General features: G+C 70.7%; 1 protein-coding gene (only partly in view). It reads right to left on the bottom strand.

Translation table 11 applies throughout. The annotated features are described in order from the left end of the window. Positions 1 to 17,007: the 3' portion of a type I polyketide synthase gene (locus tag AOM46_RS35445; RefSeq protein WP_234313862.1), read on the bottom strand. 7,371 nt of this gene lie beyond the right edge of the window; 17,007 of the gene's 24,378 nt are visible here — the last part of the coding sequence; its start codon lies off the right edge, out of view; it ends in the stop codon at positions 1 to 3.

Raw genomic sequence — 17,007 nt, forward strand, 5'->3', positions numbered from 1 at the left:
TCAGCCTTCCAACTCCTCGTCGATCAACGCGAAGATGGTGTCCGCCGTGGCGCTCTCCAGATCCCGGTCGTCGGTCGCGACCGGCCGCCGCTCCCCGCCCCGCACCCGCTCAAGCATGACCTCCAGCCGTGAACGGACCATCGCCCGTTCGCCGGCGGTCAGTTCGAGCTCCCCGGCCGTCAGCCCGGCAAGCTCGCCCTCCATCCGCGTCAACTCGTCCAGCAGCGTCTCGGCCGGCGTCCTGTCCGGCGGAACGAGCTCGTCTCGCAGATGGTCGGCCAACGAGGCCGGCGTCGGGTAGTCGAAGACCAGCATGGCCGGCAACCGGAGCCCGGTGGCCGCGTTGAGCCGGTTGCGCAGCTCGACGGCGGTCAGGGAGTCGAACCCGAGATCCTTGAACGGCCGGTCCGGCCCGATCGCCTCGGGCGAGGCATGCCCGAGGATGACGGCCGAGGAGGCCACCACCAGCTCCAGCAGCGCCACGTCCCGCTGCTGCGCCGACATCCCGGCCAGTTGCTCCGCCAGCGAGGGCCCGACCTGCGCCGCGCCGCCGACGGCCCGCCGGACCGGACGGCGCAGCAGCCCACGCAGCAGCGGAGGGATATCGGTGTCGAGGGACTGGATCGCGGTGAGGTCGAGGTTGACGGGGACGAGGTGGGGGGTGGGGTGGGTGAGGGCGGTGTCGAAGAGGGCGAGGCCCTGTTGGGTGGTGAGGGCGGCGCCGGCGCTGGTGGCACGCGACCGGTCGGCCCCGGCGAGTCCGCCGGTCATCGCACTGGCCTGCTCCCACAAACCCCAGCCGAGGGAGAGTGCGGGGAGTCCTTCGGTGCGGCGGCGGGTGGCGAGGGCGTCGAGGTAGGCGTTGGCGGCTGAGTAGTTGGCCTGCCCCGGGGTGCCGAAGGTGGCCGATACCGAGGAATACAGCACAAACATCGACAGGTCGGTGTCGTGGGTGAGTTCGTGCAGGTTGGTGGCCGCGGTGGCCTTGGCGCGGAGGACGGTGTTGAGCCGTTGGGGGGTGAGCGCGGTGAAGATGCCGTCGTCGAGTACGCCGGCGGCGTGGATGACGCCGGTGAGGGGTGCCTGGGTGGGGATGTCGGCCAGGACGGCCGCGAGAGCATCGCGGTCGGCGGCGTCGCAGGCGATGACCTGTGCTTGTGCGCCTAGTTCTTGTAGTTCGGCGGTGAGTTCGGGTGCGCCGGGGGCGTTGGGGCCTTGGCGGGAGAGGAGCAGGAGGTTGCGGGCGTTGTGTTGGGTGACCAGGTGGCGGGCGAGGAGGGTGCCGAGGGTGCCGGTGCCGCCGGTGATGAGGATGGTGCCGTGGGGGTTGAGGGGGGTGGGGAGGGTGAGGACGTTCTTGCCGATGTGTTTGGCCTGGGCCATGTGGCGCCAGGCGGAAATGGCTTCGCGGACATCCCAGACGGTGAGGGGGAGGGGGGTGAGGATGCCTTGTTCGAAGAGTGCGACGACTTGGGTGAGGATGTGGCCCATGCGGGTGGGGCCGGCGTCGGAGAGGTCGAAGGCGTGGTAGGGGACATCTAGGCCGGTGCGGATGTCGGTCTTGCCCATTTCGATGAACCGGCCGCCGGGCGCCAGGAGGCGTAGGGAGGCGTCCAGGAACTCACCGGCCAGGGAGTTCAGCACCACATCCACACCCCGGCCGTCCGTCGCCGTGCGGATGTGGTCTTCGAAGGCGAGGTCGCGGGAGGAGGCGATGTGTGTCGGGTCGACGCCGTTGTTGGTCACGGTGGGCCATTTGCTGGGGCTGGCGGTGGCGTAGACCTCCAGGCCCCAGTGCCGGGCCAGTTGTACGGCGGCCATGCCGACGCCGCCGGCGGCGGCATGGATGAGTACCGATTCGCCCTGGCTGACTCCGCCCAGATCCCGCAGGCCGTACCAGGCGGTGGCGAACACCAACGGCAGCGACGCCGCCTCCGCCCACGACCAGCCCTCCGGTACCCGCACCAGCAAACGACGATCGCTTACCGCTTCGGCGGCGAAGGCGCCGTCGAAGAATCCGAAGACCCGGTCTCCTGGTGCGAGATCGTCAACGTCGGGACCGACTTCGAGCACGATGCCTGCGGCTTCGGAGCCCATGACGCCGGGTTCTGGGTACATGCCCAGGCCGATGAGGACGTCGCGGAAGTTGACCCCGGCCGCCCGGATGGCGACCCGTATCTGACCGGCCTCCAGGGGTGGGGTGTCCACGGCCTCGATACGCAGGGACTCCAGAGTCCCATCTGTGCCCGGCAGCAGATGCCAGGTCCCGGAGGGGAGTTCCAGTCCACGCCCCGTGGCTCGGGTGAGTCGGGGTGCCAGCAATGCGCCGTCGCGGATGGCGAGTTGGGGTTCGTCCACTCCGTCCAGCAGCGTCAGGTCCAGGTCATCGGGGGTCGTGGGGTCGGCGTCGACCAGCACGATTCGGTCGGGGTGTTCGGACTGGGCGGAGCGCACCAGGCCCCATACCGCCGCGCCCACCTCGTCGACCACCGCACCGGGACCCGCAGGCATGGCACCTCGGGTCACCACCGCCAGACGGGAGGTTTGGGGGCGTTCCTCGTCCGCCAGCCATTCCTGCACATCGCGCAGTACCGCACCCAGTACCTGCTCCACCGGGCCGGTCCAGACCGGAAGGACGGTGAACTCCGCCTCACCGACGGAGCCGGTGCCGGGTGGCAGTGCGGTCCACTCCACCGCGAACAGCGCCTCATCGCCGCCGCGTTCGGTGGCGGAGGGGAGCTGATCGGCCGCTATGGCGCGCAACATCAGGGAACGAACGCTCGCCACCGGTGCGCCGGTGGCGTCGGCGGCTTCGACGATGACGCCTTCGCCTTCGGGACGGATCGCCACGCGCAGCACCGTCGCGCCGACGGCGAAGAGTTCCACTCCGGTCCAGGCGAAGGGAAGCCGTGGCCCGGCGACGGGTCCGGCGTCGTCGAGGACAAGACCGGATGGGTGGAGCGCGGCGTCGAGCAGGGCCGGGTGGATCCCGAAGGCGTCGACCCGCTCCCGGTCCGACTCCGGCAGGGCGACCTCGGCATAGACCCCGGACGCATCACGCCAGACCCCCCGTACCCCCTGGAACACCGGGCCATACCCGAAGCCACCGCCAGCGAGGACGTCATAGAACCCGTCGACATCCACCGCGACCGCGCCCTCCGGCGGCCACACCGACAGATCGAACGACGGGGCCTGGGGCTCGGACGGGGCGAGGAAGCCCGAGGCGTGCAGGATCCATGCGTCGGTGCCCTCGGTGCGGGCGTGGATATGCACCGGGCGGTCGTCCGAGGCGTTCGGGGCCTCGACCCGGACCTGCACCTGCACCCCGCCGGACTCCGGCAGCCCAAGCGGTGCGTGCAACACCAACTCGCGGACCTGTCCGCAGCCGACCTCCTGACCGGCCCGCAGCACCATCTCCACCAACGCCGCACCAGGGACGACGATTTGACCCAGCACGACATGGTCGGCCAGCCACGGCTGGGCGCCGAGCGACAACCGGCCGGTCAGCACCACCGCGTCACCGTCGGCCAGCGCTACCGCCGCGCCCAGCAGGGCGTGGCCGGCGCCCGCCAGGCCGACCGAGCCCAGGTCCCCGCTGCCCAGGTTCGGCCGTGGCCAGTACCGTTCGCGCTGGAACGCATATGTCGGCAGCTCGACGGCCCGGCCGCCCCAGCCGGCGAACACCGCCGGCCAGTCGATATCGACACCCACCGTCCACAGTCGGCCGACGGCGGTGACGGCGCTGTCGGTCTCCTCGTGGTCCTTGCGGAGGAGGGGGGTGAACACGCCTTCTGCGACGGTCTCCTGTGCCATGCCGGAGAGCACCCCGTCGGGGCCCAGTTCGAGGTACCGCGTGACGCCCATCGCCTCCAGCGCCCCGGCGCCGTCGGCGAAGCGGACCGTTTCACGGACCTGCTTGAGCCAGTACTCCGGCTCCTGCAACAACCCCGGCTCGGCCACCGCACCCGTCAGGTTTGAAACGATCGGAATCCGGGCGGGGTTAAACGTCAACCCGGTCAATACCGAGGCGAACTCGTCCAGCATCGGCTCCATCAACGCCGAGTGGAACGCATGCGAGACCGTCAGAACGTTGAACCGCCGGTCCTGCCTCGCACATTCGACGGCGTAGCGGTCGATGGCCTCGACGGGGCCGGAGAGGACCACGGAACGGGGGCCGTTGACAGCGGCGATGTCAAGGCCCGAGTCGGCGACGTCGGCCTCGGTGGCCTGGACGGCGAGCATTACGCCGCCGCTCGGTAGCGCCTGCATCAGCCGGCCGCGTTCCGCGACCAGCACACACGCATCGTCCAGCGACAGCACCCCGGCGACATGCGCGGCGACGATCTCACCCAGCGAGTGCCCCAGCAGCACGTCGGGAACCAGGCCCCAGGACTCGACCAGCCGGAACAGCGCGACTTCGAGCGCGAACAGGCCGGCCTGCGCCCAGCCCGTTAGGTCGAGGTCAATGCCATCCGTCAGGACCTCGCGGAGGGGGCGTTCCAGTCGCGCGTCAAGACGAGCGCAGACCGCGTCAAAAGCATCGGCGTAGACCGGGAACGCCTCGTACAACCCCAGGCCCATGCCGGCGCGTTGCGAGCCCTGACCGGTGAACAGGAACGCGGTGCGGCCATCGGCGGCGGCACCCGTGGCAAGCACATCCCCGCCCGTGGCCAGGACGGCTCGATGCTCCAAAGCGGCTCGGGTGGTGGCCAACGACCAGCCGACATCCACCGGAGCCAGCTCCGGGCGGTCGGCGACAAAGGACCGCAGCCGTTCGATCTGGGGCTGCAACGCGGCCTCGGACTTCGCCGACACCAGCCAGGGCACCAGCTTTGGCGCCTGCCGCGTCGCCACGACCACAACGGGCTCGGGCTCGGGGGCCTGTTCGAGGATGACATGGGCATTGGTGCCGCTGATCCCGAACGACGACACCGCCGCGCGGCGCGGCCGGTCGGCCTGCGGCCAGTCCCGTGCCTCGGTCAGCAACTCCACCGCGCCCTCTGCCCAGTCCACCTGCGGCGAGGGCGCGTCCACATGCAGCGTCGCCGGCATCAGCCCATGCCGCAGAGCCATGATCATCTTGATCACGCCCGTCGCACCGGCCGCCGCCTGGGTATGGCCGATGTTCGACTTGATCGACCCCAGCCACAGCGGCTCCTCGTTCTCGCCCCGCTCCTGGCCATAGGTCGCCAGCAGCGCCTGCGCCTCGATCGGGTCACCGAGACGGGTGCCGGTGCCATGGGCCTCGACGATGTCGATATCGGCGCCGGTGAGTTGGGCGTTGGCCAGGGCCTGGTGGATGACGCGTTGCTGGGAGGGCCCGTTCGGCGCGGTCAGGCCGTTGGACGCACCGTCCTGGTTGACGGCGCTGCCCCGGACGACGGCGAGAACGGGGTGGTTGTTGCGTCGCGCGTCGGAGAGACGTTCCACCACCAGGATGGCCGCGCCTTCGGACCAGCCGGTGCCGTCGGCCGCGGCGGCGAAGGACTTGCAGCGGCCGTCGGCGGCCAGCCCGCCCTGGCGGGCGAAGTCGACAAAGACTCCCGGGGTGGACAGCACGGTCACGCCGCCGGCCACCGCCAGATCGCACTCACCCGACCGCAACGCCTGCGACGCCAGATGCAACGCCACCAGGGAGGAGGAGCAGGCCGTATCGACCGTGACCGCCGGGCCCTCAAGACCGAAGACATAGGCCGCCCGACCGGACAGCACACTTCCCGCGTTACCGGTGCCCAGAAACGCGTCCACGCCCTCCGGCGCGACGCCCAGACTCTGTGCGTACTCGTGGTACATCACGCCCGCGTAGACGCCGGTCGCGGAGCCGCGCAGCGACAACGGGTCGAGACCGGCGGATTCGAACGCCTCCCAGACGCCTTCCAGCAGCAGCCGCTGCTGCGGGTCCATGGCCTGCGCCTCACGCGGCGAGATCCCGAACAGTCCCGCGTCGAACTCGCCCGCGCCGGTGACAAAGCCACCCACGCCGGACACCCCGCTCCAGGCCACCTCCCACCAGCGATCGTCCGGGAAGTCCGTCATCCCGTCCTCGCCGGCCACGACCAGGTCCCACAACCCGGCCGGCGAGACCACACCGCCCGGCAGTCGGCAGGACATGCCGACGATCGCGATCGGCTCGTCCGCCGCAGCCGGCGCCGGGCGGCGCGGTGCCGCCACGGCCGGCTCGTCGGCGCCCGACAACAGATCGGCCAGATGACCGGCGAGCACCTGAACGTTGGGGTAGTCGAACACCAGCGTCGCGGGCAGCCGCAGCCCGGTGGCGGCATTGAGCTGGTTGCGCAGTTCGACGGCGGTCAGGGAGTCGAAGCCCAGGTCCTTGAACGCCTGCCGCTCCCCGATGGCGTCGGCGGAGGTGTGGCCCAGGACCTGGGCCACCTCGGTCAGGACCATCTCCTGCAGCAGCGTGCGCCGCTCGGCCGGCGACAGTCCTGCCAACTGCCGCAGCAGCTGCGGCTCGCCCCCCGCCGCGCGCCCGGCCCGCCGGACCACGGCGGCCGGCACAAAACCACGCAACAGCGCCGGGATCGGGCTGGCCGAACCCCAGGACCGCAGGGCGCCGACGTCCAGCAGCATCGGCACGACGGTGGCCCGGTCCACGCCCAGCGCCGCGTCGAACAGGGCCAGGCCCTGTGCGTCCGACAGACCAGGACCGAGACGGGACACACGATCCTGCAGATGCCCCGTCATCCCGCTGGCCTGCTCCCACAGGCCCCAGCCGAGGGAGAGTGCGGGGAGTCCTTCGGTGCGGCGGCGGGTGGCGAGGGCGTCGAGGTAGGCGTTGGCGGCCGCGTAGTTGGCCTGTCCCGGGGTGCCGAAGGTTGCGGCGACGGAGGAGTAGAGAACGAACATCGACAGGTCGGTGTCGTGGGTGAGTTCGTGCAGGTTGACGGCGGCGGTGGCCTTGGCGCGGAGGACGGTGTTGAGCCGTTGGGGGGTGAGGGCGGTGAAGATGCCGTCATCGAGTACGCCGGCGGCGTGGATGACGCCGGTGAGGGGTGTCCGGGTGGGGATGTCGGCCAGGACGGCCGCGAGGGCGTCGCGGTCGGCGGCGTCGCAGGCGACGACCCGTGTCTGTGCGCCCAGTTTCTCCAGTTCGGCGACCAGGTCGGGTGCGCCTGGAGCGTTGGGGCCTTGGCGGGAGAGCAACAACAGGTGCTGCACGCCGTGTTGGGCGGCGAGGTGGCGGGCGAGGAGGCCGCCGAGGGTGCCGGTGCCGCCGGTGATGAGTACGGTGCCGTCCGGGTTCGGTGACACCGCTGGCTCCGTGGCGGCCGTCACTCGTACCAGTCGCGGGACCAGCAACTGGCCGTTGCGGATGGCGATCCCCGGCTCGTCACCACCGGCCAGGAGCGCTAGGTCCAGGTTGTCGGTCGTGGGGTCGGTGTCCACGAGGATGATGCGGTCCGGATGTTCCGACTGGGCGGAGCGCACCAGGCCCCATACCGCCGCGCTCACCTCATCGACCGCGTCGTCGGGGGTGGCGGGGACGGCCCCTCGGGTCACCACGGCCAGACGGGAGCCAACCGAGTCCTCGTTCGCCAACCACTCCTGCATCTGGCGCAGTAGGTCGCCGAGTACCTGTTCCAGTGGGCCTTCGCCGGTCGTGAGGGTGGTGAGGTCGGTTGGTTGGGTCTGGGGGGTTGTGGTGAGGGTGGTCCAGTCGATGGCGAAGAGTGCGTCGTCGGTGGGTCCGGTTGGGGTGAGTTGGTCCGCCGATATCGTGCGGGACATCAACGAGCGTATGCGTGCGACTGGTTGGCCGAGGCCGTCGGCCGCCCGCACCTGGACGCCTTCGCCCTCGGGGACGATCGCCACCCGCAACGCCGTCGCGCCGACCGCGAAGAGCTGCACGCCCGACCAGGCGAACGGCAACCGAGGCCCGGAGGCTTCGTCGTCGCCGGCCAGCAGGCCGGTGGGATGCAAGGCGCTGTCCAGGAGCGCGGGATGGATGCCCAGCCCTTCGACCCCGTCCGTGTTGGGCAGCGTGACGTCGGCATAGATGCCGGACTCGTCGCGCCAGGCCGCTTGCACACCCTGGAACATCGGGCCGTAGGCGAAGCCGGCGCCGGTCAACGCCTCGTAGAAACCGGACAGTTCCACCGGTAGAGCGTCTTGCGGCGGCCATACGGCCATATCGAAATCGGGTGCCTGGAGTTCGGATGCGGCGAGGAAACCGGAAGCGTGCAGGGCCCATTCGTCCGAGCCCTCGGCGCGGGCGTGGATGTGGATGGGGCGGTCGCCCGCCGCGTCCGGGGCCTCGACCCGCACCTGAACCTGCGCCGCGCCCGACTCCGGCAACACCAACGGCGACTGCAACACCAACTCGCGGACCAGACCGCAGCCAACCTCCTGGCCGGCCCGCAACGCCATCTCCACCAACGCCGTGCCGGGGACGACGATTTGGCCCAGCACCACGTGGTCGGCCAGCCACGGCTGCCCGCCCGTAGACAACCGACCGGTCAGCAGTATCCCGTCACTGTCGGCCAGTGCCACCACGGAACCCAGCAACGCATGGCCCGTGCCCTCGATGCCGAGCGCACCCGCATCCCCGGCGATCACATTCGACTGAGCCCAGTACCGTTCGCGTTGGAAGGCATAGGTCGGTAGCTCGACCACCCGCCCGCCCCAACCGTCGAATATCGAGGCCCAGTTGACGTCGGCGCCTGCTGTCCAGAGGCGGCTGATGGCGGTGAGGGTGGTGTCGGGTTCGTCGCGGTCCTTGCGGAGGAGGGTGGCGAAGGTCGCGTCGGCGGCGGTGGTCTCTTGGGCCATGCCGGAGAGGACTCCGTCGGGGCCGAGTTCGAGGTAGCGGGTCACGCCCATGGCTTCGAGTGTGGTGAGGGCGTCGGCGAAGCGGACCGTCCCACGGACCTGCTTCAGCCAGTAGTCGGGCTGTTGTATCTGGCCGGGTTCGGCTATGGCGCCGGTCAGGTTGGAGACGATGGGGATGTCGGCGGGGTTGAACGTCAGCCTGGCTAGGACCGAGGCGAATTCGTCCAGCATCGGTTCCATGAGGGCGGAGTGGAACGCGTGCGAGACGGTCAGGATGGTGAACCGCCAGCCGCGCTGGGCGCATTCGGCGGCGTAGCGCTCGATGGCGTCGCTGCTGCCGGAAAGCACCACGGAGTTCGGGCCGTTGACGGCGGCGAGGTCCAAGCCGGACTCGGCGACGTCGGCTTCGGTGGCCTGGACGGCGAGCATTCCGCCGCCGGTCGGCAGGGCCTGCATCAGGCGTCCGCGTTCCGCGACCAGGGTGCATGCGTCGTCCAGATCGAGGACTCCGGCGACATGGGCGGCGACGATCTCGCCCAATGAGTGGCCCAACAACACATCCGGCGTGATGCCCCAGGACTCCACCAGACGGAACGCGGCGACTTCGAGGGCGAAGAGGCCGGCCTGCGCCCACCCCGTCTGGTCCAGATCGGCGCCGTCGGTCAGGACCTCGCGCAGCGGTCGTTCCAGTCGCATGTCCAGTCGGGCGCAGACCGCGTCGAAGGCTTCGGCGTAGACGGGGAAGGTCTCGTACAACCCCAGGCCCATGCCGGCGCGTTGCGCACCCTGGCCGGTGAACAGGAACGCGGTCCGCCCCTCGGTAGCGACACCCGCGGCCAGCACATCCCCGTCGTCGGCCAGCACCGTCCGGTGCTCAAGAGCGGCGCGCGTGGTCGCCAACGACCAGGCGATATCGATGGCGTCCAGCGCCGGACGTTCGGCGGCAAAGGATCGCAACTGCGAAACCTGGGCCCGTAGCGCGGCCTCGATCTTGGCGGACACCACCCATGGCACCAGTGCGGGGGCTTGTCGCGTCGCGATGGTCGCGATGGGTTCGGGCTCAGGTTCGGGGGCTTGTTCCAGGATCACATGGGCGTTGGTGCCGCTGATACCGAACGACGACACCGCCGCGCGGCGGGGCCGGTCCGCCTCGGGCCATTCCCGCGCCTCGGTGAGCAACGCGACCGCGCCGGCCGACCAGTCGACCTGGGGCGATGGCTCGTCCACATGCAGGGTGGCGGGCATCAGGCCATGCCGCAGGGCCATCACCATCTTGATCACGCCGGCCGCTCCGGCGGCCGCCTGGGTGTGGCCGATATTGGATTTGATCGAACCCAGCCACAACGGACTGTTCTGGTCCCGGTCTTGGCCGTAGGTGGCCAGGAGCGCCTGGGCTTCGATCGGGTCGCCGAGGCGGGTGCCCGTCCCGTGCGCTTCGACGGTGTCGATATCGGCGCCGGTGAGGTGGGCGTTGGCCAGGGCCTGGCGGATCACCCGCTGCTGGGAGGGACCGTTCGGGGCCGTGAGGCCGTTGGAGGCGCCGTCCTGGTTGACGGCGCTGCCGCGCATCACCGCCAGCACCTGGTGTCCGTTGCGCTGGGCATCGGAGAGTCGTTCGACGAGGAGGAGGCCGACGCCCTCGGCCCAGCCGGTGCCGTCGGCGGCGGCCGCGAAGGACTTGCAGCGGCCGTCGGAGGCCAGACCGTCCTGACGGTCGAACTCGGCGAAGGCGCCCGGGGTGACCATCACCGTGACGCCACCGGCCAACGCCAGCTCACACTCGCCCGACCGCAGGGCCTGGGCGGCCAGATGCAGAGCGACCAGGGATGACGAACAGGCGGTGTCGACGGTCACCGCCGGGCCCTCAAGGCCGAATGTGTAGGCGAGGCGGCCGGAGATCACGCTGTTCGCCGTGCCGGTCAGCAGATGTCCCTCGGCGCCGGCGACACCGTTGCCACCGTATCCGGAGGGGGACGCGCCAGCGAAGACGCCGACACTGCGGCCTCGGAGCGAGCGGGGGTTCATCCCGGCGGATTCGAGGGTTTCCCAGGCCGCTTCCAGCAGCAGCCGCTGCTGCGGATCCATGGCCAGGGCCTCACGCGGCGAGATCCCGAACAGGCCGGCGTCAAACTCGTCCGCGTCCTGGACAAACCCACCCAAAGAGGCCGTGCCATCGAGTATCCCGGTAGGCCAGCCACGGTCGTCAGGGAAGGGGGTGATGCCGTCGCCGCCGTCGCTGACCAGGTCCCACAGCTGCTCCGGTGAGGTGACCCCGCCGGGGTAGCGGCAGGCCATGCCCACGATCGCGATCGGCTCGTCGGTGGTGGCGGTGCTCACCCGGGCCGGCAGCAGGCTCGCCGGCTGCGCGGTGCCCAGGAACTGCGACAGCAGAAAGTCGCTGAGGACGGTCGGGTTGGGGTAGTCGAAGACCAGCGTCGCGGGCAGCGTCAGCCCGGTGTGCGCGGTGAGCAGGTTGCGCAGCTCGACCGCCATCAGCGAGTCGAACCCCAGGTCCCGGAACGCCCGTCCCGGCTCGATGGCGTCCGCACCCGCCGTATGCCCCAGCACCACGGCGGCCTGGTCACGTACCAGGTCCAGCAGAATGCGGGCTCGTTCCGAGATGGGAGAGTCCAGGAGTTGCAGTCGCAACTCCGACCCGGCATCGTCGTTTGGCGCGGTGGTCTGGAGGGTGTCCGTTGCCTCCGGGAGGTCGGACAGCAGCGGGCTGGGGCGGGCCGAGGTGAAGGCCGGCGCGAAGACGGACCAGTCGACGTCGGCGACCGTGACATGGGGCTCGCGGCCGTCGACGGCCTGGGCCAGTGCCTGGATGGCGAGGGTGGGGTCCATCGGGATGAGGCCACGCCGGCGTAGGGCGGCTTCGGCTTCGCCTTGGGCGGCCATGCCGCCGCCGGCCCAGGGGCCCCAGGCCACCGCCGTGCCCGGCAGGCCACGGTCGTGGCGGTGCTGTACCCAGGCGTCGAGGAAGGTGTTTCCGGCGGCGTAGGCGCCTTGGGTGCCGCTGCCCCAGGTGGCGGAGATTGAGGAGAACACCACAAACAGATCCAGCGACAGCCCCGCCGTCAGCTCGTCCAGATGCCTCGTTCCGTCGACCTTGGCCCGCAGCACGTCGGCCACGGCCTCGGTGGTGGTCCACGCCAGCGTTTCGGGGTTGTCGACGCCGGCCGCGTGGACGATTCCCGTCAGCTCCGGGATATCGGCGATGACGCTGGTCAGAGTGTCGCGGTCGGCCACATCGCAGGCCACGACCGTGGTGCGGGCGCCGAGTTCGGCCAGTTCCTCGACCAGACCCTCCGGCGCGATGCCTCGACGGCTGGTCAGAACGAGATGTGGCGCACCACGTCCGGCAAGCCAGCGGGCCACCTCCGCGCCCAAGGCGCCCGTGCCGCCGGTGATCAGCACGGTGCCGGAGGGCCCCCAACCCGCGCCGGTGACCGCCGCCGGCACCGCCCGAGCCAACCGTCGGCCGTAGACCCCGGAGCTGCGCACCGCGATCTGGTCCTCGCCGCCACCGCCGGCCAGGATGCCGGCGAGCCGGGCGCCGGCTCGGGCGTCCAACTCGGCCGGGACGTCGATGAGTCCGCCCCAGCGCCCCGGGAACTCCAGCGCGGCGACGCGGCCCAGGCCCCACACCGTGGACTGCTCCGGATCGGCCAGCCGGTCCGAGCGACCGATCGACACCGCGCCCCGCGTCACCACCCACAGCGGCGCCGACACCTCACCCAGGGCCTGCACCACCGTCAACGTCTCGGCCCACCCGGAGGCGGACAGCACCACGCCCACGACCTCGGGCAGAGAAGACACGTCCTCGGCCGGGACATTGACCACGGTGGCGCCAGCGGCGGACAGCGCGGCCGACACCTCCGCGTCCTCCGAACCCACCACCGCCCATACGCCGGTCAGCGCCGACGAGGACAAGCCGTCCAACGGCTTCCAGTTGATCTGGTACCGCCATGAGCCCAGCGTCGACCGCTCCCGGTGACGCTGGCGCCAGGCGGCCAGCGCGGGCAACGCCGACTCAAGACCGGCCAGTTCCGCCAGATCCTCGCGCTCCACCGCATCCCAGAACGCGGAGTCCACCAGCCCCTCGCCGGTACTGGCCGGCACCGCAAGCTCCGGCCAGTACCGTTCCCGCTGGAAGGCATAGGTCGGTAGCTCGACAATCCGGCCGCCCCAACCGTCGAATATCGAGGCCCAGTTGACGTCGGCGCCTGCTGTCCAGAGGCGGCTGATGGCGGTGAGGGTGGTGTCGGGTTCGTTGCGGTCCTTGCGGAGGAGGGTGGCGAAGGTCGCGTCGGTGACGGTGGTTTCCTGGGCCATGCCGGACAGGACTCCGTCGGGGCCCAGTTCGAGGTAGCGGGTCACGTTCATGGCTTCGAGCGCGGTGACGCCGTCGGCGAAGCGGACGGTTTGGCGGACCTGTTGGAGCCAGTAGTCGGGTTGTTGTATCTGGCCTGGTTCGGCTGTGGTGCCGGTCAGGTTGGAGACGATGGGGATGCGGGCGGGGTTGAACGTCAACCCGGTCAGGACCGAGGCGAATTCCTCCAGCATGGGTTCCATCAGGGCGGAGTGGAACGCATGTGAGACGGTCAGGATGGTGAACCGCCGGCCCTGGCTGGCGCATTCGGCGGCGTAGCGCTCGATGGCGTCGCTGCTGCCGGAGAGGACCACGGAGTTCGGGCCGTTGACGGCGGCGATGTCCAGGCCGGACTCGGCGACGTCGGCCTCGGTGGCCTGGACGGCGAGCATTCCGCCGCCGGTCGGCAGCGCCTGCATCAGGCGTCCGCGCTCCGCCACCAGAATGCACGCATCGTCCAGCGACAACACCCCCGCGACATGGGCGGCGACGATCTCGCCCAACGAGTGGCCCAGCAGCACATCGGGGACCAGGCCCCAGGACTCCACCAGGCGGTAGGCGGCGACTTCGAGGGCGAAGAGGCCGGCCTGGGCCCATCCCGTCTGGTCCAGATCGGCGCCGTCGGTCAGGACTTCGCGCAGCGGTCGTTCCAGTCGCATGTCCAGTCGGGCGCAGACCGCGTCGAAGGCTTCGGCGTAGACGGGGAAGGTCTCGTACAACCCCAGGCCCATGCCGGCGCGTTGCGCACCCTGGCCGGTGAACAGGAACGCGGTCCGCCCCTCGGCCGCGATGCCTGCGGCCAGCTCCTCATCGCCGGCCAGCACCGCGCGATGTTCCAACGTGGCTCTGGTCGTGGCCAGTGACCAGCCGATGTCGACCGGCTCCAAGGCGGGCCGTTCGGCGGCGAAGGATCGCAGCTGTGCCACCTGCGCCCGTAGCGCGGCCTCGGTCTTGGCCGATACCACCCATGGGACTAGCCCGGGGGCTTGTCGCGTTGTGATGGTCGCGATGGGTTCGGGCTCAGGTTGGGGGGCTTGTTCCAGGATCACATGGGCGTTGGTGCCGCTGATACCGAACGACGACACCGCCGCGCGGCGGGGCCGGTCCGCCTCGGGCCATTCCCGTGCCTCGGTGAGCAATGCGACCGCGCCGGTCGACCAGTCGACCGCCGGCGAGGGTTCGTCCACATGCAGCGTCGCCGGGAGTACGCCGTGGCGCATGGCCATGACCATCTTGATCAGGCCGGCGACGCCGGCCGCCGCCTGCGTATGACCGATGTTGGATTTGATCGAGCCCAGCCACAACGGTTCGCCCGCCGCCCGGTCTTGACCGTAGGTGGCCAGCAATGCCTGGGCTTCGATCGGGTCGCCAAGACGGGTGCCCGTCCCGTGCGCTTCCACGGTGTCGATGTCCGCGCTGGTGAGGTGGGCGTTGGCCAGGGCCTGGCGGATGACGCGTTGTTGGGAGGGTCCGTTGGGGGCGGTGAGGCCGTTGGAGGCGCCGTCCTGGTTGACCGCGCTGCCGCGCACCACCGCCAGCACCCGGTGTCCGTTGCGCTGGGCATCGGACAGTCGTTCCACCAGCAGCATGCCGACACCCTCGGCCCAGCCGGTCCCGTCCGCCGCAGCGGCGAAGGACTTGCAGCGACCATCGGAGGCGAGCCCGTCCTGACGGTCAAATTCCGCGACCGCGCCCGAGGTGACCATCACCGTCACACCACCGGCCAGCGCCAGGCTGCACTCGCCAGACCGCAACGCCTGCGACGCCCAGTGCAGGGCGACCAGCGACGACGAGCAGGCGGTATCGACGGTGACCGCAGGGCCCTCAAGGCCGAATGTGTAGGCGATCCGCCCCGAGATCACGCTGCTTGCCGTACCGGTCAGCAGATGACCGTCGGCCCCCACCACTCCGGTGCCATAGCCGGACGGGGAGGCGCCGGCGAATACCCCGACCGGCTCGCCATGCAGGGAACGTGGGTCCAGCCCCGCAGACTCGAAGGTCTCCCAGGCTGTTTCCAGCAGCAGCCGTTGCTGTGGGTCCATGGCCAGGGCCTCGCGCGGTGAGATGCCGAACAGGTCGGCGTCGAACTCGTCCGCGTCATGGACGAATCCGCCCAGGCCGCCGCCGACCTCGGTCATGCCGGCCGGCCAGCCGCGATCCGTCGGGAAGGGGGTGATGCCGTCCGTTGCGCTCTCGACCAGCTCCCAGAGCTGCTCCGGTGTGGTGACTCCGCCGGGGTAGCGGCAGGCCATGCCGACGATGGCGATCGGCTCATCCACCGCCGTGCCGGTGGCCAACACCGGTAGCCCGGTGTTCTGCTGGGCGTCTCCGATCAGCTGCGGCAGGAGGTGGTCGGTCAGTGCGGTCGGGTTGGGGTGGTCGAAGACCAGGGTGGCCGGGAGGGGGAGCCCGGTGTGGGTGGTGAGCAGGTTGCGCAGTTCGACGGCCATCAGGGAGTCGAAGCCCAGGTCGCGGAACGCCCGTCCCGGTTCGATGGCGTCCGCGCCTGCGGTGTGCCCCAGCACCACGGCGGCCTGGGCGCGGACCAGGTCCAGCACCATCGGGTGCCGCTGCGCGACGGTGGCCGTGACAAGCCGTTGACGCAGCTCCGACTCGGCATCGCCGCCCGGCGCGGTGCTCTGGAGGGTGTCGGCGGCTTCCGGGAGTTCGGACAGCAGCGGGCTGGGACGGGCCGAGGTGAAGGCCGGTGCGAAGACGGACCAGTCGACGTCGGCGACCGTGACATGCGACTCCTGGCCGTCGACGGCCTGAGCCAAGGCCTGGATGGCGAGGGTGGGGTCGATCGGTGCCAACCCGCGTCGGCGCAACTCCTGTTCGGCTTCGCCTTGGGCGGCCATTCCGCCGCCGGCCCAGGGGCCCCAGGCCACCGCCGTGCCCGGCAGGCCACGGTCGTGGCGGTGCTGCACCCAGGCATCCAGGAACGCGTTACCGGCGGCGTAGGCCCCCTGGGTGCCACTACCCCAGGTCGCGGAAATCGACGAGAACACCACAAACAGATCGAGGGGGAGATCCCGGGTGAGTTCGTCCAGGTGCCTGGTCCCGTCGACCTTGGGCCGCAGCACGTCGGCCACGGCCTCGGTGGTGGTCCATGCCAGCGCTTCGGGGTTGTCGACCCCGGCCGCGTGCACCACACCCGTCAGATCCGGAACACCCGCGATCACCTCGGCCAGGGCGTCGCGGTCGGCTACATCGCAGGCAACGACCGTGGTGCGGGCGCCGAGTTCGGCCAGTTCCTCGACCAGCCCCTCCGGCGCGATGCCGCCACGGCTGGTGAGCACCAGATGTGGCACACCGCGTCCCGCGAGCCAGCGGGCGACTTCCGCGCCCAACGCGCCCGTGCCACCGGTGACCAACACCGATCCCGAAGGCCCCCAGCCCGCGCCCGCCACGGCCGCCGGCACCGCCCGCACCAACCGCCGCCCGTACACACCAGACCCCCGCACCGCGACCTGATCCTCACCACCATCACCCGCACCGGCCAGGACACCGACCAACCGGGCACCCGCCCGCGCGTCCAACCCGACCGGAACATCAACCAACCCACCCCAACGCCCCGGGAACTCCAACGCCGCGACCCGACCCAGACCCCACACCACCGCCAACTCCGGATCCGTCAACCGATCCGACCGCCCGATCGACACCGCACCCCGCGTCACCACCCACAACGGCGCCGACACCGCACCCAACGCCTGCACCACCCCCAACGTCTCCACCCACCCCGACGCCACCAACACCACACCCGCCACCTCAGGCAGACCCGCCACCTCCTCCGCCGCAACCCCCACCACCGTCGCCCCGGCAGCCGACAACGCCGCCGACACCTC

Source organism: Streptomyces sp. NBRC 109706, assembly GCF_000974485.1.
Classification (GTDB): domain Bacteria; phylum Actinomycetota; class Actinomycetes; order Streptomycetales; family Streptomycetaceae; genus Streptomyces.